Consider the following 17,173-nt stretch of genomic DNA (forward strand, 5'->3'; position numbering starts at 1 on the left):
AACTTGGTGTCGGCCTTGATGCCGGCGACATCCTGCAGCGTGCGCGAGAGGCGATTGAGCGGGTCGTACTCGCTCTGCGTCGCGGTTGCCAGCGCATCGGTCACTTTGGTGGCGTTGCCGTTGGCGTCGTACGCGAAGTCGGTGGGGTCGCTGGCGGCAGTGGCCTGGGTCTTGAGCTGACCGAGCTGGTTGTATACACGTGAGAGCGTGCGCTTCAACGCGCCCGACGCATCGGTGGTGTCTTCCTTGATGCGGTTGCCGGCATTGTCCAAGGTGTAGTGGACCGTATTGCCCGCGTTGTCGGTGATGTCGGTCAGCCGATGCGCCGCATCGTAGGTGAAGGCAGTGAACGCGCCATCGGGCTGGGTGACCTGCCTGACCAGGCCGGTGGGCCAGTAGTCGATGCGGGTGATGCGGTCATCGGCCTCGCTTGAGGCATCGGCGCCGCGCACCTTGCTGGCCGTCGGCCAACCGCGCGGGTGATAGCTGTAGTCGGTGACGATGCCGTTGGCGTCGTTGATGGACAACGGGCGCCCTGCGCCGTCGTAGGCGAGGTATTCGGTGATCTGGCCGAGGGCGTTGGTGATTTTCCATCGGTCGCCTTTGCGGTGCGGGCAGCTGAATGGTGTTGCGGCGCAAGTGCTATCGTCGGTGGCGTAATACGTGTAGCGCAGCAGGTCGGATAGATCGCTGCGCGCGCCGTCGACCGAGGTCGCCAGTCCAAGCAACGGACAGGTGCCCGCGTCTATGTCGGTTTGTTCGCAGTATGTGGTGGCTGTGGTTCGGGTGGTTCCGGCGACTGGATCGGTACGTGAAGAGCTCAGTGCCTGGCCGCGGGCGTTGTAGGTCCAGGTCGATTGTTCTATCAGCGTATTTGTCGCGTCATACACTTGCCGTGTTACTGGGACAGACAGGTCGGGATGCCATTCGGTTTGCGTGGTTCGGAGATGACTACCGTCGTAGCTATTTTCCGAAGCGGAAATCACGTGTCCGTTCTGATCACGGCTGAAGTTTTTTACTAGGGCACCATTGTTCGACCCACTCAGATAGCCGTCATCGCCATACGAGTAGGACGTTTCCGAGCGCTGACAACCAACGCACGCATCAACCGTCCTGCGTAGCCGCCGGCCGTTGTTGAACACGTCGAAATAGAACTCCTTGGACGACCCCAGGGGAGGCGTAACTGTCACTTGGTTGCCATTCTCCGCATAGGCTACAGCGAAGTGATTGCCGCCGATGCCGTTCTCTGTGGTCGTGGCACGCCCTTGCGTGTCGTAGACATACCGGCCGATCACAGTGCCGGTCTGGTCCAGCTTTTCCGTCAACAACACATTGTCATTGCCACTGTTGACGTAGCGATAGCCTACGGAATCTCCCGTCGAACCTGCCGATGTGAGGCGCTTCTCCGCATCGTACATGTAACCGATGCGTCCGCCATCGGGCAGATCGACACTGCTCGCTTGCATGTAGGAGGCGTAATTGATCGTGGCTTCACGGCTCTGCCGATCAATCAATTTGATAGGCTGGCCGGTCGCATCATAAACGACGGAGATCAGCAATTCGCCAAGACGTTCAACTCTGACAAGACGCCCCTTGCTATCGAAGATGTAGGTCAGCGTTCCGATACGCAACTGCCAGCCAGCGAAGGAGCCGTCCGTCTCTGCAATCTCAGAAAGGTGATAATGCCTTAGATCCGATTGCGTCAGCCATACGCCGCTGGTGTCCTTGATAAAGGGGGCGACCTTCCCGTCCTCCAAAAATACGAAGCCGGCCCTTTTTTGCTTATCCACCTCTACGCGAGACGTTAAAATGCTGCTCCAGTTCTTGCCAAAAGGAAAGAGGCCGGAGCTGGAGGAGGACAAAAAGGTCTGCTCAAGTGAAAATCCGTGGAATATCGCATCAGATCGATGCTCGACCTTATTCGCGCCGGAGCAGGAGATTGGGTTGCCGACTTCTGTGCTCATTCCAGTGCATTGTGCGGGTTTTGCAGCATCCGCCAGGTTAGTCGGCCTGCTACATATCCAGGAATCTGGATCATATATTCGGATGAGCGTGTAGCCGGCAGGGCACGCGGGAGCCGGGACGACCCAGTTCTGTCCATATCCTTCAATTTTCGATCCTACTGGGTATCCACCGCTATTGGGGCCAGTAAAAACAAGGGTGTGATGGCATCCAGGGTAATTGTCTTCCACGTAGTGGATATTCGTATAGACATAGCCATTATTCGCTTCAGGGAATGCGCTGATCGCAATCTCGCAGGCCGTGGTCCCGTCTGAAAGCTTGGGGAACGTATTGGGAACGTTGATCTGAATCGAATATTGCGTCAATGCCGGCATGCGGTCGAAATTTATGACCTCTGCGGGTGCATCGCTGATCCATGCGCTTCCTGATACCAGTACGAGCGCCAGCAAGGACGAAAATTTGCGCATCCAGCTTCAATCCTTACTATGGGAAATTTTCCCAAGATTAGCAAGAAACTAGAGTTCCGGCACAGTTGTAGTGCGATCCAGTTTCCAGGATGAGGCAGCGATACTCGGCCGGCCTTGGGGGTTTTCGGGTTTGGTCGGATAGGGGGTAGGTATTCGGCATCTCAGGTCGTTCGCCTCAGAGATTTCGAGCCGTAAGCCGCCAACTAAGCTAGACGTACACTCCGACTGCCACAAGGGATTGGGGCTCCGGCATCGTTCGATGCGACAACCCACATCCAAACGCAAAGACCGGCGATTACGCCGGTCTTTGCTGTTTGGCTGCTTATCCCACCAATGGGGCGGTTAGGCCGACAACTCCAACAACAACTTATTCAACCGCCGCACATAGGTCGCAGGATCCTTCAGGCTATCGCCTGCAGCCAGCGCCGCCTGATCGAACAACACACGGCTCAGGTCGCCGAAGCGATCCATATCCTGCTCCGCATCCAGTTTTTCGATCAGCGGATGGGTGGGGTTGAATTCGAATACCGGCTTGCTTTCCGGCACCGCCTGGCCGCTGGCTTCCAGCAGCTGGCGCATCTGCAGGCCCAGGTCGCCTTGGCCGATCGCCAGGATCGCGGGGGAGTCTGTCAGGCGGTGCGAAACGCGTACTTCGGCCACGTCGTCGCCTAGCGCTGCCTTGATGCGCGAGGCCAGGCCTTCCTTGGATTTGGCGACTTCTTCCTGCGCCTTCTTGTCTTCTTCCGAATCCAGCTTGCCCAGGTCCAGGTCGCCGCGTGCCACGTCCACGAACGACTTGCCGTCGAATTCGGTGAGATAGCTCATCAGCCATTCGTCGATGCGATCGGTGAGCAGCAGCACTTCGATGCCCTTCTTGCGGAACACCTCAAGATGCGGGCTGTCCTTGATCTGCGCATAGCTCTCGCCGGTGAGGTAGTACAGCTTGTCCTGGCCTTCGGCCAAACGACCTACGTAGTCGGCCAGGCCAATGCTCTGCGCGCCGCTGGTGTCGTGCGTGGAGGAGAAGCGCAGCAGGCCGGCGATCTTTTCGCGGTTGGCGTAATCCTCGGCCGGGCCTTCCTTCAATGCCTGGCCGAAGTTGCGCCAGAACGTGGCGTAGTCGTCCGGCTTGTCCTTGGCCAACTTTTCCAGCATGTCCAGCGAGCGCTTGGTCAGTGCGGACTTCATCGAGTCGACCACCGGGCCGGACTGCAGGATCTCCCGGGAAACATTGAGCGACAGGTCCGACGAATCCACCACACCCTTGATGAAACGCAGGTACAGCGGCAGGAATTGCTCGGCCTGGTCCATGATGAAAACACGCTGCACGTACAGCTTCAGGCCCTTGGCCGAATCGCGGTGGTACAGGTCGAACGGCGCGCGGCCGGGCACGAACAGCAGCGAGGTGTATTCCAGCTTGCCTTCGACCTTGTTATGGCTCCACGCCAGCGGGTTGCCCGCGTCATGGGCGATGTGCTTGTAGAACTCCTGATACTCCTCGTCCTTGATCTCGGACTTGGGGCGCGTCCACAGCGCGCTGGCGCGGTTGACGGCTTCCCACTCCGGCTCTGCAGGCTTGTCGGCGGCTTCGCCGTAATGCTCCTTGCGCATCTCGATCGGCAGGCCGATGTGGTCGGAGTATTTCTTGAGGATGCCGCGCAGCGTCCAGCCATCGGCGAACGATTCTTCGCCTTCCTTCAGGTGCAGCACGATGCGGGTGCCGCGCTCGGGCTTGTCGACGCTGGCGATTTCGAATTCGCCTTCGCCACGCGAGGACCAGTGAACGCCTTCGCTGGCCGGCAGGCCGGCGCGGCGCGAATACACGTCCACCTGGTCGGCGACGATGAAAGCGCTATAGAAGCCCACGCCGAACTGGCCGATCAGGTTGGCGTCCTTCTTCTGGTCGCCGCTGAGGTGCTTGAGGAAATCGGCGGTGCCGGACTTGGCGATGGTGCCCAGGTGCGAGACCGCATCCTCGCGGCTCATGCCGATGCCGTTGTCGTCGATGGTGACGGTGCGCGCGTCCTTGTCGTAGTCGACGCGGATGCGCAGCTCGCCGCTGCCTTCCAGCAGCTCGGGCTTGACCAGGGCTTCGAAGCGCAGCTTGTCGGCGGCGTCGGCGGCATTGGAGACCAGCTCGCGCAGGAAGATTTCCTTGTTCGAGTACAACGAATGGATCATCAGCTGCAGCAGCTGCTTGACCTCGGTCTGGAAGCCGAGCGTCTGCTTATCGGTTTCAACGGTCATTGGGGTCGTGCTCCGTGGTGGTCCAGGCCGCAACGCGGCCGATGGCCTGGGGATGCGGCCGTCTACCGATTTTTCAAGGCGGGCCTGCGCGAATGTGCCGCGCGCGGCGGCTGGCGCGGGGGAGGGCGGCCGCGGCGATGGCGGCGGTATCATGGCCGGCCGTTCGTCCTGCCTTGAGCCATGTCGCCAACTGCGCTGCTGCCGTGCTGTACCCGCCCGCCCTCGACAGGTGCGTGGCGATGAGCCGCCCGCAGCGTCCGGCGCCGCGTGGCGCGGAAGGGCAGGTGCGCATCGTGGGCGGGCGCTGGCGCAATACGCGGCTGGCAGTGCCCAGCTTGCCTGGCCTGCGCCCCAGCAGCGACCGGGTGCGCGAAACGGTGTTCAACTGGCTGATGCCGCGCCTGCCCGGCGCGCGCGTGCTGGATCTGTTCGCCGGCTCGGGCGCGCTGGGTCTGGAGGCAGTGTCGCGCGGCGCCGCGCATGCCACCCTGATCGAACGCGACCCCGGCCTGGTGCAGCGGCTGCGCGAGCACGTGACCCGGCTGGATGCCGCCACGCAGGTCCAGGTGCTGCAGGAGGATGCGGTGCGCTGGCTGGAGCGTGCGCCCGCAGCGTTGGCCGATATCGTGTTCGTCGACCCGCCGTTCGCGGCCGGCCTGTGGCCGGCTGTGCTGGAGCGCCTGCCGGCGCATGTGGCCGCCGACGCCTGGCTCTACCTGGAAGCGCCCGCCGATGCGCCGCCGCTGCTACCGGCCGGCTGGCACCTGCACCGCGAGGGCGCCACCCGTGAGGTGCGCTATGCGCTGTACCGCCGGGCCGCTGCTACACTGAAGAGCGATCCGACCCCGGTAGTCTCCGTATGAGCGTTGCCAATAGCCGCACCGCCGTCTATCCCGGTACCTTCGACCCGATCACCAATGGGCATATCGACCTGGTGAATCGCGCCGCGCCGTTGTTCGAGCGGGTGGTGGTGGGCGTGGCGTACAGCCCCTCCAAGGGCCCGGCGTTGTCGCTGGAGCGCCGCGTGGCGCTGGCCCAGGAAGCGCTGGCGGCGCATGCCAATGTGGAAGTGCGCGGCTTCGATACCTTGCTGGCGCATTTCGTGCGCGAGATGGGCGCCGGCGTGCTGCTGCGCGGCCTGCGCGCAGTGTCCGACTTCGAATACGAATTCCAGATGGCCAGCATGAACCGCCATCTGATCCCGGAGGTGGAAACGCTGTTTCTCACCCCGGCCGAGCAATACAGCTTCATCTCGTCCTCGCTGGTGCGCGAAATCGCGCGGCTGGGCGGGGATGTGTCCGGCTTCGTGCCGGCATCGGTTGTCGAGGCCTTGCGGCAGGTGCGGCAGTCCCGCGCGCAGGCCTGATCATCTGCAGTTACATCACCACACGCATTTCAAAGGGAGGAGTTTCATGAAACACACCATGCGCGCTCTGGCGCTCGCTTCGATCGCCGCTCTGGCGGTCACCGCCTGCAAGAAGGAAGAGCCGGCACCGACCGCGGCCGCCGCACCGGCCCCGTTGACCGCACCGGCCAAGGACGACAACGCCGGCTGGAAGAAGTACCTGCAGGAAGTGGTCGGCCAGAACCTGGGCACCACCACCAACAGCCCGTTCCTGTACTACTTGCCGCCGGAGTCGGACGCCGAATTTGCCGGCAGCTACGAGCGTCAGCTGGAAAGCGTCAAGACCGCACTGGCGCGCGGCGTGCAGCCGGGCAACATGCTGGCCTTCGGTTCGTCGGCGTCCAGCAAGATGGCCGACCTGATCGATGCAGCGTTCAAGGACGTGGCACCGGACTCGATGAAGGGTGTGCGCGTGCTGTTCATCGGCAATGCCGCCGATAACGCCCGTGTGCAGACCATCGTCCAGCCCAAGGGCGCGGAATACATCTTCGTTGAAGCCAAGTAATGCCGTACCAGGCCGGGTGCGCGGGAGGGCGCATCCGGCCGCAGCCTGGGAATGCACCATGCTGCCGAGTTCGCAGTCCACCGGAGCCGGCCGCGTCAGGCCGGTATCCGACAGCGCCCACGGCGTTGTCCACCTGCCCCTGCGCGCCACGTACGCCGGGCTGCGGCAGTACATTGCGTTCCAGCGCCTGCGGTTGCAGCGCGCTGTGTCGCGTCGCATCGTAGTGCCGATATGTCTCTGAAAATCAACGAGCTCTGCGTCAACTGCGACGTCTGCGAGCCGGCGTGCCCGAATCAGGCCATTTCGATGGGCGAAACCATCTACGTCATCGATCCGGCACGTTGCACCGAGTGCGTGGGCCATTTCGACGAAGCGCAGTGCGTGGTGGTGTGCCCGGTCGAATGCATCGACCCGGATCCGGCCATTCCGGAAACCCATGATCAGTTGCTGGCCAAGCTGATGCAGTTGCAGCGCGATCACCCCGAATTGTACGAACAGGAGTCCCCCGCCCCGTGAGCACTTTTTCCCGACGTTTTTCTTCGCGCGGCGTGTTGCTGCTGGCCTTTGTGCTGGCGCCGGCGGCCTGGTGCGCCGATGCCGCCAAGCCGGCGACGGCCACCACCGCAGCGGTTGCCGCGCATCCGCCCGGCGCGGCGATCGCCAGCGGCCATGCGCTGGCCACCGATGCCGGCCTGCAGATCCTGCGCGAAGGCGGGAATGCATTCGATGCCGCGGTGGCGGTGTCCTCCACGCTGGCGGTGGTCGAGCCGATCAGCTCGGGGCTGGGCGGCGGCGGTTTCTTCCTGTTGCACGACGCCAAGACCGGTAAGGACGTGATGCTGGACGCGCGCGAAACCGCGCCCGCGTCGGCCACCGAAGCGCAATTTCTCGACAAGAAGGGCGAGCTGGACCGCGACCGCTCGGTCAACGGCCCGTGGTCGGCGGGCATCCCGGGCCTGCCCGCAGCGCTGGTGGAGCTGGCTGCCAAGCACGGCCGCCTGCCGCTCAAGCAGTCGCTGGCCCCATCGATTCGCATCGCGACCGAGGGCTTCCCGGTGTATGCGCGCATGGCCAAAGGCTATGCCTCGCGACGCGAGGTGATGGAGCGTTACCCCGGTACGCGCGCGGTGTATCTGCGCGGCGGCAAGCCCATTGCCGAAGGCGAGATCTTCAAGCAGCCGGAGCTGGCGCATACGCTGCAGCTGCTCGGCGACAAGGGGTTCGACGGCTTCTACAAGGGCGAAACGGCCAAGAAGCTGCTGGCCGGCGTGAAGCAGGCCGGCGGCCAGTGGAGCGCGGCAGAGCTGGCCGGCTATCGTGTCAAGGAGCGCGCGCCGATCCAGTTCGACTACCGCGGCTGGAAGATCACCACTGCGCCGCCGCCGTCGTCCGGTGGTATTGCGCTGGCGGCGATGCTGCAGATTCTGGAAGGCTGGGATTTGAACACGCTCGATGACGTGCATCGCACCCATCTGGTGGTGGAGTCGATGCGTCGCGCCTATCGGGATCGCACCTTCTTCCTGGGCGACCCGGACTTTGTGGACGTGCCGCAGCGCGTGCTGACCAGCAAGGATTACGCGCAAGGCCTGCGGGCCACCATCAACCCGGACAAGGCCACCCCCAGCGATCTGCTGTCGGGTAACCCCACGCCGCTGGAAGACGACGAGACCACGCACTTTTCCATCATCGATGGCGAAGGCAACCGCGTTGGCGCCACCCAGACCGTGAACCTGCTGTACGGCTCGGGCCTGATTCCCAAGGGCACCGGCGTGCTGCTCAACAACGAGATGGACGACTTCGCGCTCAAGCCCGGCACCCCGAACGCCTTCGGCGTGATGGGCTACGCCGCCAACGCGCCCAAGCCGGGCAAGCGCATGCTCAGCTCGATGACGCCCACCTTCATGGAATCGGCCGACAAGGCGATCGTGCTCGGCACCCCGGGCGGCAGTCGCATCATCACCATGGTGCTGCTGGGGATCCTGGGCTATGACGCCGGCCTGGATGCACAGGCGGTCAGCGCCTTGCCGCGTTATCACCACCAGTGGCTGCCGGACGTGATCGATGCCGAGACCGACGCGTTTTCGGCGCAGACCGCCAAGGGCCTGCAAGCGATGGGGCATGCGCTGGAATTGCCAGGCGACACCGCCGAAGGCGGCCGCGGCTCCAGCCATGTGTGGGGCAACCTGCAAACGGTGGAGTGGGACAAGCGCAGCAACGTGCTCAGCGGCGGCAGCGACCCGCGCAACCCGGTGGGCAAGGCGCAAGTGCAGTTGGACACTGCGGCACACTAAGGTGTGAAACCCATTGCGTTGACGCCCGGTAGCCGGCAAGGCGGCCGGGCGTTGTTCGTTGTTTCGATCGATCGCCGCAGATGCAATGCGACCGTGGTTGCCCGGGGTGGCGCGTTTGCCGCCAGCCCGGCATGCAGTTGATCGGCGGCATGCAGTGATGATGAGCGCGGCATGGCTGCGTGCGAGGCGATCCGTGCATCGGGCGCATTCCCGCAGCGATGCGGATTGACGCATCGGCTATGCCGGCATTGGACTTGTCGCTGCAAGATAATGCGGCGACCATCGCGGCATGACTATCTTCAAGACTCTGCTCACCAGCCTGATGGTCGTTTCGCCAGTGCTCGCCTGCGCTGCCGAGACGCCCGGCAGGCAGGAGGCCATGGCGGCCAGCGACGCCATCCACGTCAACCAGCTGGGCTATCTGCCGGGCTCGGCAAAACTGGCGATCGTCGGGCTGCCGCCGCAGGGCGCCGCGAACCGTTCGGACCGCTTCACGGTCGAAGATGCACAGGGACGCAGCGTGTTGCAGGGAATCCTGCAGCCGGCCGCGCTGTGGTCGCCGGCCGGTCAGCAGGCGCGGGTGGCGGATTTTTCCGGGCTGCGTGCGGCCGGAACCTATCGGTTGAAGGTCGACGGGCTGCCGGCATCGGAAACCTTCGCCATCAACGCGCATGCCTACCAGCCCCTGGTCGATGCAGCGTTGAAGGCGTTCTACTTCAACCGTGCCAGCACCGCACTGCCGGCACGCTACGCCGGGCGCTATGCGCGCGCGGCCGGGCACCCGGATACGCAGGTGCGCATCCATCGGTCCGCAGCGTCTGCGACGCGTCCAACCGATAGCGTGATCAGCGCGCCCAAAGGTTGGTACGACGCGGGCGACTACAACAAGTACGTCGTCAATTCCGGCATCAGCACCTACACCTTGCTGGCGGCCTACGAGCAGTATCCGGCGTTCTTCAAATCCAAACCGTTGACCATCCCCGACGATGCGCCCGGCGTGCCCGGCATCCTGCAGGAGGCCTGGTGGAATCTGGACTGGATGCTCGCCATGCAGGACCCGGCCGATGGCGGCGTGTACCACAAGCTCACCGACAAGCAGTTCGATGGCTTGGTGATGCCGGATCAGGCCACGCAGCAGCGCTACGTGGTGATGAAGACGACTGCCGCGAGCTTGGACTTCGCTGCGGTGATGGCCGTGGCCAGCCGCGTGTATGCGCCGTTTGAACAGCAGTATCCGGGTCTGTCGGCGCGCATGTTGAAAGCCTCGCGGGCTGCATGGGCGTGGGCGAAGCAGCATCCGGATGTGATCTACCAGCAGCCCAGCGACGTGCGCACCGGCGGTTACGACGATGCGCACCTGGACGACGAATGCGCCTGGGCGGCGGCCGAGTTGTACATCGCCACCGGCGAGGATGGGTTCTACGATGCGATGATCGCGCGCAACGTGCCGGCCACCGTGCCGTCGTGGGGCAATGTCGGTGGCCTGGCCTGGATGTCGTTGGCCGGGCATCGCGAGCAACTCACGCCGCATGCCGATCGCGCGCGGATCGCACGGGAGATCACCGGCCTGGCACAGCAGTTGGCCGACACCTGGCAATCATCGGCATGGCGGCTGGCGATGAACGATGGCGATTTCGTGTGGGGCAGCAATGCAGGGGTGCTCAACCGCGCGATGATGCTGCTACAGGGCTACCGGCTGACGCAGCAGCGGCAATTTCTGGATGCGGCGCAATCGCAGCTGGACTACATCCTGGGCCGCAATCCGCTGGGGCTGTCCTTCGTTACGGGAATAGGCAAACGCACCCCGATGCATATCCATCACCGCCCCTCCGAGGCCGATGGTATCGAAGCGCCGGTACCGGGTTGGCTGGTCGGCGGCCCGCAGCCGGGGCAGCAGGATGCCAAGGAGTGCAAGGTGCCGTATCCCTCCAAACGGCCGGCGTTGTCGTACCTGGACAACTTCTGCAGCTACTCCACCAACGAGGTGGCGATCAACTGGAATGCGCCGCTGGTGTATGTGAGCGCGGCGATCGAGGCGTCGACGCGCTGAGGTGGGCGTTTTCAGCGCGACAGAACGCTTGCCTTCTTCCTCCGGGAGAAGGTGGCGCATAGCGCCGGATGCGGGTACGGCGTCGGCAGGAACACCGACACATCGTACCCTCACCCCAACCCCTCTCCCGGGGGGAGAGGGGCTTAAACTCACTCCAGCCGCGTCCCAAAGATCCGGTCGCCTGCATCGCCCAGGCCGGGCAGGATGTAGCCCTTGTCGTTGAGGTGGTCGTCGATGGCCGCGGTATAGACCTCGACATCCGGGTGCGCCGCTTCCAGCGCCTTCAGGCCTTCCGGCGCAGCGACCAGAAAGATGCCTTTGATGCGCCGTGCGCCCGCGCGCTTGAGCATGTCGATGGTGGCGATCAGGGTGCCGCCGGTGGCCAGCATCGGATCCAGGATCAGTGCGTCGCGTTCTTCCAGGCGGCCAGTGAGGCGTTCGAAATAGGGCACCGGTTGCAGGGTCTCTTCATCGCGCTGCAGACCGACCACGCTCACGCGTGCGGCAGGAATCAGTGCCAGTACGCCGGGCAGCATGCCCAGACCGGCGCGCAGGATCGGTACCAAGGTGATCTTTGCGCCGGCAATGCGCTGCACCGTCACCGGGCCGGCCCAGCCGGGCTGGGTGTGCGATTCGGTGTCCAGGTTGGCGGTGGCCTCGTAGGCCAGCAGCGTGCCCAGTTCGGTGACCAGTTCGCGGAAGCCCTTGGTGCTCAAGGCGGCATCGCGTAGCAGGCCGATCTTGTGCTGGACGAGGGGGTGGCGGACTTCGACGATTTTCATGGGTGGGGGCAGGCGGGAGAGAGGCACAGTGTGCCGCAGCCGCGCGGTGTGTCGCCACATTTCGGGTGTGATCGCCGATGCATATGTCATGTCAGTGAAACGTCGTAGACATAGTGTGCCCACCCATTCTTAACCGATTGGGGAAGCACCCGTGTTGAACAAGACTCCGCTCTGCCTGGCGATCACGCTGACGTTGGCTGCGGCCACGTGGAGTCCGCTGGCGCATGCGGCCGAGGGTGCGGCCACTGGCGGCGGCGCCAGCGCTGCGGCAATCGACCTGGAGCGGCTGGAGGTGCGCCCGCAGCTGGAAGCGCAGGAGCGCGCGGTCGATCTCAAGCGTGCCTCCGATGCCATCCAGGATGCCGTCGCCTCCGATGCGATGGGACGTTATCCGGACAAGAATGTTGCAGAATCCTTGCAGCGCCTGCCCGGCGTCAGCGTCACGCGCGACCAGGGCGAAGGCCGCTTTGTGGTCATCCGCGGCCTGGATTCGTCGCTCAACAGCGTCACCATCGACGGCATGACCATGGGCACGCCGGAAGACGGCACGCGCTCGGCACCGCTGGACGTGATTCCCTCCGATTCCACCGAGCGCCTGAAGGTGGTCAAGTCGCCGACCCCGGACATGCCGGGCGATTCCATCGGCGGGGCGATCCAGGTGGAATCCACCTCCGCCTTCGATCGCGACGGACGCACGTTGCGCGGCTCCATCGAAGCCAGCCACCAATCGCTGTCGGGCAAGACCAGCCCGAAGGGCGCGTTCAACTACAGCGACATCTTCAATGGCACCTTCGGGGTGGCGGTGGGTGTGAACTACCAGGACCGCGAGTTCGAATCGGACAATACCGAAGTGGCCTACGACACCTTCGACGGCGGCGCGGACGACGATCTGTTCGCCGGCGAAGTGCAGCGCCGCAAATACTTCATCGAACGCACCCGCATGGGTGCGAACCTCAATCTGGACTGGCGCCCGGACGCGGATAACCGCTACTACCTGCGCACGCTCTACAGCCGCTTCGACGATGCCGAAACGCGTCAGCGCACCATCTTCGGTTTGAGCGATGGCGAGGTCAGTGCCAATGGCGACGGCACCTATACCGTGGCCAACCTGCCGGCCGACAGCATTTCCAAGCGCGTGCGCTACCGCACCAAGCAGGAAGACACCATGGCGTTGAGCGTGGGCGGCGAAAACCGCCTGAGCGCTGCCACCGTGGATTACAAGCTGGGCTACACCAAGACCCGCGAACGCGTGAACGATGAAAAGGAAGCGCGCTTCAATTACGACGGCGACGATCTGGCGGCCACGGTGGATCAGCGCAGTGGCATTCCGAAGCTGGGCTTTTCCGACAACGGTTGGCAGAGCAACGATGATTTCGTATTCGATCGCTTCGTGATTGCGCCCACGCAGGTGGACGACAGCGAGCGCAGCGCGCAGATCAATGTGCGCTTCGACGGCGAGCGTTCCAGCCTGAAGATGGGCGTGCTCGGCCGCTGGCGCCAGCGCGGGGTCAACGTGGACGAAAGCGAGCTGCGTCGTGGGCCGGCCATCGACCTGAGCGACTGGACCACCGCCGCGCCCGAACACCGTGGCGGTACCTTGGGCCAGAGCATCGGCTCGGACGGCATGCGCCGCTACTGGAACACCTCCGGCGATCTGTACAGTGCGCGCCCGCAAGATGTGGGCGGCAATCTGCAGACCTCGCTGCAGGACGATTACACGGCCACCGAAGATGTCTTCGCCACCTATGCGATGGGCACCTGGGACATCGGCGCGCTGCGCATGATCGCCGGCGTGCGGGTGGAAAATACGCAGTTCAATGCCACCGGCAACCAGGTGGACGTGGCAGCCAATGGCCGCACCGCCACGGTGACGCCGCGCGAGGCCTCCAGCAGCTACACCAACGTACTGCCCGGCCTGCATCTGCGTTACGACAGTGGCAATGACTGGGTACTGCGCTTTGCGGCCAACAAGACTTTGTCGCGCCCGGCGTTCGGCGATGTGTCGCCGCGCGTGAGCATCAACCGTGGCGATAACGAGGTGAGTCTGGGCAACCCCGATCTCGATCCGTATCGCTCGCAGAATCTGGACCTGTCGTTCGAAAAATACATCGGCAGCACCGGCGTGATCTCGCTGGGCGTGTTCCACAAGTCGATCGACGACTACATCGTGCAGACCATCAATACCGATGATGCGGAATTTCCGGGCCTGCGGGTCACACGCTCGATCAATGGCGACACCGCAAAGGTGCGCGGCGCGGAATTCAATTGGCAGCAGACCCTGGACTTCCTGCCCGAGGGCTGGAATGGCTTTCTGGTGGGTGCCAGCGCCACGGTGCTGGACAGCGATTTCAACCCGGGCCTGGAAAATCGTGCCGGCGATGACTTCACCCTGTCGCGTGCGTCCAAGCGCATCTACAGCGGCCACCTGGGCTACGAAAAATACGGGTTCAGCGCGCGCGTGGCGGCGGTGTATCGCAGCCAATATCTGGACACCATCGGGCAGAGCCGTGCGTACGATATCTACGTCGCCCCACACACGCAGCTGGATTTCAGCATGAACTATCAATTCAACAGCCACGTCAGCCTGTATCTGGAAGCGCAGAACCTGCTGGACGAGCCGTTGGAGCTGTATCAGGGCATCCGCTCGCGCACCCTGCAGAATGAAGAGTACGGCCGCACCTACGCGCTTGGCCTGAAGGTGGCGCTGTGATCGCACCACGCACCTTCGTGCAGATCACGCTGCTGTCCGCCGCCGCATTGGTCGGTTGCGCCAGCGCCCCGGCCGGCCGCGAAGCCGACGAAGCGCTGCTGAAGGATCCCTTGCTCAGCGAGGCCAAGGTGGCGCACGACGTGGTGCCGGAAGCCTTCATTACCGCGCTGACGCCATCGGACAACCTGGATTCGCCGGCCAGCTGGCTGGCGCCGGATGGCCGCCGTTGGGTGATCGCCACGGCCAAGGGCACGCATGCGCTGGTGGTGTTCGACGGCGACAGCGGCAAGCGGCTGCGCGTGGTCGGCGGCAAGGGCAAAGCCCTGGGCAAACTCGACCGCCCGAATGGCATCTCGGTGGTCGATGACCTGGTGTTCGTGGTGGAGCGCGACAACCGGCGCGTGCAGGTCTTCTCCTTGCCCGATCTCACGCCGGTGACGGCGTTTGGCCAGAACGAGTTGCGCGAGCCCTACGGCCTGTGGGTACGCAAGCACGATGGCGGCTACGAGGTGGTGGTCAGCGACAACTACATGTCGCCGGCCAACAAGGATCTGCCGCCGCCGCTGGCCGAACTTGGCCAGCGCTTTCGGCGTTATCAGCTCAATGCTGCAGGGCAGGGCTGGCAGGCACGCCTGACGCAGAGTTTTGGCGACACCAGCGAAGCGGGCGCGGTGCGGATTGCCGAATCGGTGTTCGGCGATGAAGCCAATGCGCGGCTGATGATTGCCGAAGAAGACGTGGCCGTGGGCACGCAGTTGCGCGACTACGGCATGGACGGGCGGTATCGCGGCCGCGACGTCGGCGCCGGGCTGTTCAAGGCGCAGGCCGAGGGCATCGGCCTGTTCGCATGCAGCGACGGTAATGGCTACTGGATCGCCACCGATCAGTTCAAGGACCGCAGCGTATTCCAGGTCTTCGATCGCAAGACGTTGGCGCATGTCGGCGCCTTTGCCGGCCGTGTGACCGCCAACACCGATGGCGTGTGGCTGGATCAACGCGGCGATGCGCGCTTTCCGGGCGGCGTGTTCTACGCGTTGCATGACGACCAGGCAGTGGCCGCGTTCGATTGGCGCGATATCGCGCGGACATTGCGCCTGAAGGAGTGCACGCCATGATGGCCGCGCGCGCATCGATCTACGCGTTGCTGGCAGCGATCGCAACCACGAGCATTCACGCGTCGGCGGCCGACCGCGCTGCCGAACCCAATACGCAGGTGCCGGCGGGTTCCATGCATTATGTTGCCGACGGCTTCCCGGACCGCATCGTTGCCACCCCCGCCCAGGACGCGGCCACTGGGTTTGCGGTTGCCTGGCGCACCGATGCCAGCGTCGAGAGGCCCTGGCTGGAACTGGTGGTCGCCGGCGATTCGCCGGATGTGGGTACGCCCCGACGCATTCGGGCGAGCACGCTGACGCTCGCCAGCGAAAACGGCAGCTCGCATCACCATCGCGCCGATGTCGATGGGCTGCAGCCGGACACGATGTACGCGTACCGCGTGCAGGGGCAGGGAACATGGGGCGCGTGGAATCACTTCCGCACGGCTGCCACAGCCACCACGCCGCTGACCTTGCTGTATTTCGGCGATACCCAGAACAAGAACCTCAGCCTGGTCTCGCGGGTGATCCGTCAGGCCTGGCGCTCGGCCCCGGACGCGCGGCTGGCCTTGTTCGCTGGCGACCTGGTCAGCGGCAAGGACGGCCAGGACGACAACGAATGGGCCGAGTGGTTCGAGGCCGGGCGCTGGCTGCTGGAAGGCACTGCAGTGGCGCCGGCGCCGGGCAATCACGAGTATCACGAAGAAGGCGAGGACACGCCGCAGGCAACGCGCATTCTCGGCAGTCATTGGCCGGTGACCTTTGCATTGCCGCGCAACGGACCGTCGGCCGCCGCGCGCACCAGCTACTGGTTCGACTACCAGGGCGTGCGCGTTGCCGTGCTCGACGGCACCTCGGCGCTGGATCTGGGCACCGGCCCCGCGCAGGCGCAGTGGCTGGACAAGGTGCTGGCCGACAACCCGCATCCCTGGTCGATCGTGCTGATCCATCAGCCATTCTTTTCGCCGCGCGCCGATCGCGAAAACGAAAAGTTGGTCGAACAGGTGTTGCCGGTGATCCGCCGCCACAAGGTGGATCTGGTGTTGCAGGGCCACGACCACACCTATGGCCGGCGCGGCGATGCGGCCGGGCAGGCGACACCGGTATTCGTGGTCTCGGTCGCCGGGCCCAAGCAGTACCGCCTGTCGGACATGGCGCGCACCACCATGCGCCCGGTGGGCGAAGACACCCAGCTCTATCAGGTGCTGCGTCTGGATAGCCAACATCTGGTGTACGAATCGCGCACGGCCACCGGACGTCTCTACGACGCGTTCGAACTGCAACGCGGCAGCAACGGCAGCAAACGCTTGATCGAACGCGAGGCTGGACGCATTGCGCCGCGCAATTGCCCGCGCAGTGCAACGCTCAAGGGGCGTGCGGATCGATGCTGGGAATGAGCGAGGGCAGGCAACAGCCTGTCCGCAATGCCGTGCTGCTGGTGGGCAGAGCCAGCAGTGCGCAGAGTTTCTGCGTGCCAGGTGCACCTAGCGGTGTGTCCTCCGCTAGCTTCTTCGACGTACCCGCTGCCGCCTTGAATATGACAAGGCAGCAAGCGGTTTAATCCGGATTTCGACGGCAGTTACGCGTTGTTTCAGGACTTCGCATCTGCATAGCTTGTTTCTATGGGCGCGCGTTTGATCATCAGCGAGTGCGATTTATG

11 protein-coding genes and 1 pseudogene are annotated in these 17,173 nt (G+C 64.0%); 9 read left to right on the forward strand and 3 right to left on the reverse strand.

All coding sequences use genetic code 11. The annotated features are described in order from the left end of the window. A pseudogene (locus EO156_RS07775) lies at positions 1 to 2,429 on the reverse strand (type IV secretion protein Rhs); the annotation flags it as partial. Positions 2,430 to 2,771: 342 nt separating this feature from the next. Next, positions 2,772 to 4,676 (reverse strand): molecular chaperone HtpG, encoded by a 1,905-nt coding sequence (htpG, locus tag EO156_RS07780; RefSeq protein ID WP_016851156.1) that lies wholly within the window; start codon positions 4,674 to 4,676, stop codon positions 2,772 to 2,774. 173 nt (positions 4,677 to 4,849) lie between these two features. Between htpG and rsmD the strand changes: the two genes are divergently transcribed. The 6 genes from rsmD (at position 4,850) to EO156_RS07815 (ending at position 10,927) form a co-directional block, all read left to right on the forward strand. Further along, positions 4,850 to 5,539 (forward strand): 16S rRNA (guanine(966)-N(2))-methyltransferase RsmD, encoded by a 690-nt coding sequence (gene rsmD / locus EO156_RS07785; RefSeq protein WP_029829133.1) that lies wholly within the window; start codon positions 4,850 to 4,852, stop codon positions 5,537 to 5,539. Then, complete coding sequence (coaD, locus tag EO156_RS07790) at positions 5,536 to 6,042, forward strand: pantetheine-phosphate adenylyltransferase (protein WP_005917071.1); 507 nt, start codon at positions 5,536 to 5,538, stop codon at positions 6,040 to 6,042. The genes rsmD and coaD overlap by 4 nt, the downstream gene beginning before the upstream one ends. A 46-nt stretch (positions 6,043 to 6,088) precedes the next feature. Continuing rightward, a complete protein-coding gene (locus tag EO156_RS07795; RefSeq protein ID WP_005931897.1) occupies positions 6,089 to 6,586 on the forward strand; it encodes a hypothetical protein in 498 nt (165 codons plus the stop codon). A 231-nt stretch (positions 6,587 to 6,817) separates the two neighbouring features. After that, positions 6,818 to 7,102 carry a YfhL family 4Fe-4S dicluster ferredoxin gene (locus EO156_RS07805; protein ID WP_016850607.1) on the forward strand — a complete coding sequence of 95 codons (285 nt, stop codon included), beginning with the start codon at positions 6,818 to 6,820 and terminating at the stop codon, positions 7,100 to 7,102. Next, positions 7,099 to 8,877, forward strand: a complete 1,779-nt coding sequence (ggt, locus tag EO156_RS07810) for a gamma-glutamyltransferase (protein WP_029829130.1) — start codon at positions 7,099 to 7,101, stop codon at positions 8,875 to 8,877. The genes EO156_RS07805 and ggt overlap by 4 nt, the downstream gene beginning before the upstream one ends. A gap of 289 nt (positions 8,878 to 9,166) precedes the next feature. Further along, positions 9,167 to 10,927: a glycoside hydrolase family 9 protein gene (locus EO156_RS07815; protein ID WP_016851229.1), complete on the forward strand. Its 1,761-nt coding sequence runs from the start codon at positions 9,167 to 9,169 to the stop codon at positions 10,925 to 10,927. 149 nt (positions 10,928 to 11,076) lie between these two features. On the opposite strand, the gene upp is transcribed toward EO156_RS07815, so the two are convergent. Continuing rightward, positions 11,077 to 11,709, reverse strand: coding sequence for a uracil phosphoribosyltransferase (gene upp, locus EO156_RS07820; protein ID WP_003489787.1), 633 nt, complete (start codon positions 11,707 to 11,709; stop codon positions 11,077 to 11,079). Positions 11,710 to 11,860: 151 nt separating this feature from the next. Here upp and EO156_RS07825 point away from each other — a divergent pair, with 151 nt between their 5' ends. The 3 genes from EO156_RS07825 to EO156_RS07835 are packed head-to-tail and all read left to right on the forward strand — an operon-like array spanning position 11,861 to position 16,910. Next, positions 11,861 to 14,419, forward strand: a complete 2,559-nt coding sequence (locus EO156_RS07825) for a TonB-dependent receptor (RefSeq protein WP_016851230.1) — start codon at positions 11,861 to 11,863, stop codon at positions 14,417 to 14,419. Then, entirely contained in the window at positions 14,416 to 15,534 is a 1,119-nt protein-coding gene (locus tag EO156_RS07830) for a phytase (protein ID WP_016851231.1), read from the forward strand. Before EO156_RS07825 ends, EO156_RS07830 begins: the two co-directional genes overlap by 4 nt. After that, positions 15,531 to 16,910: a metallophosphoesterase family protein gene (locus tag EO156_RS07835; RefSeq protein WP_029829127.1), complete on the forward strand. Its 1,380-nt coding sequence runs from the start codon at positions 15,531 to 15,533 to the stop codon at positions 16,908 to 16,910. The genes EO156_RS07830 and EO156_RS07835 overlap by 4 nt, the downstream gene beginning before the upstream one ends. Positions 16,911 to 17,173: the final 263 nt, after the last annotated feature.

This window comes from Xanthomonas sp. DAR33341 (genome assembly GCF_003992815.1).
In the GTDB taxonomy this organism is placed as follows: domain Bacteria; phylum Pseudomonadota; class Gammaproteobacteria; order Xanthomonadales; family Xanthomonadaceae; genus Xanthomonas; species Xanthomonas cissicola.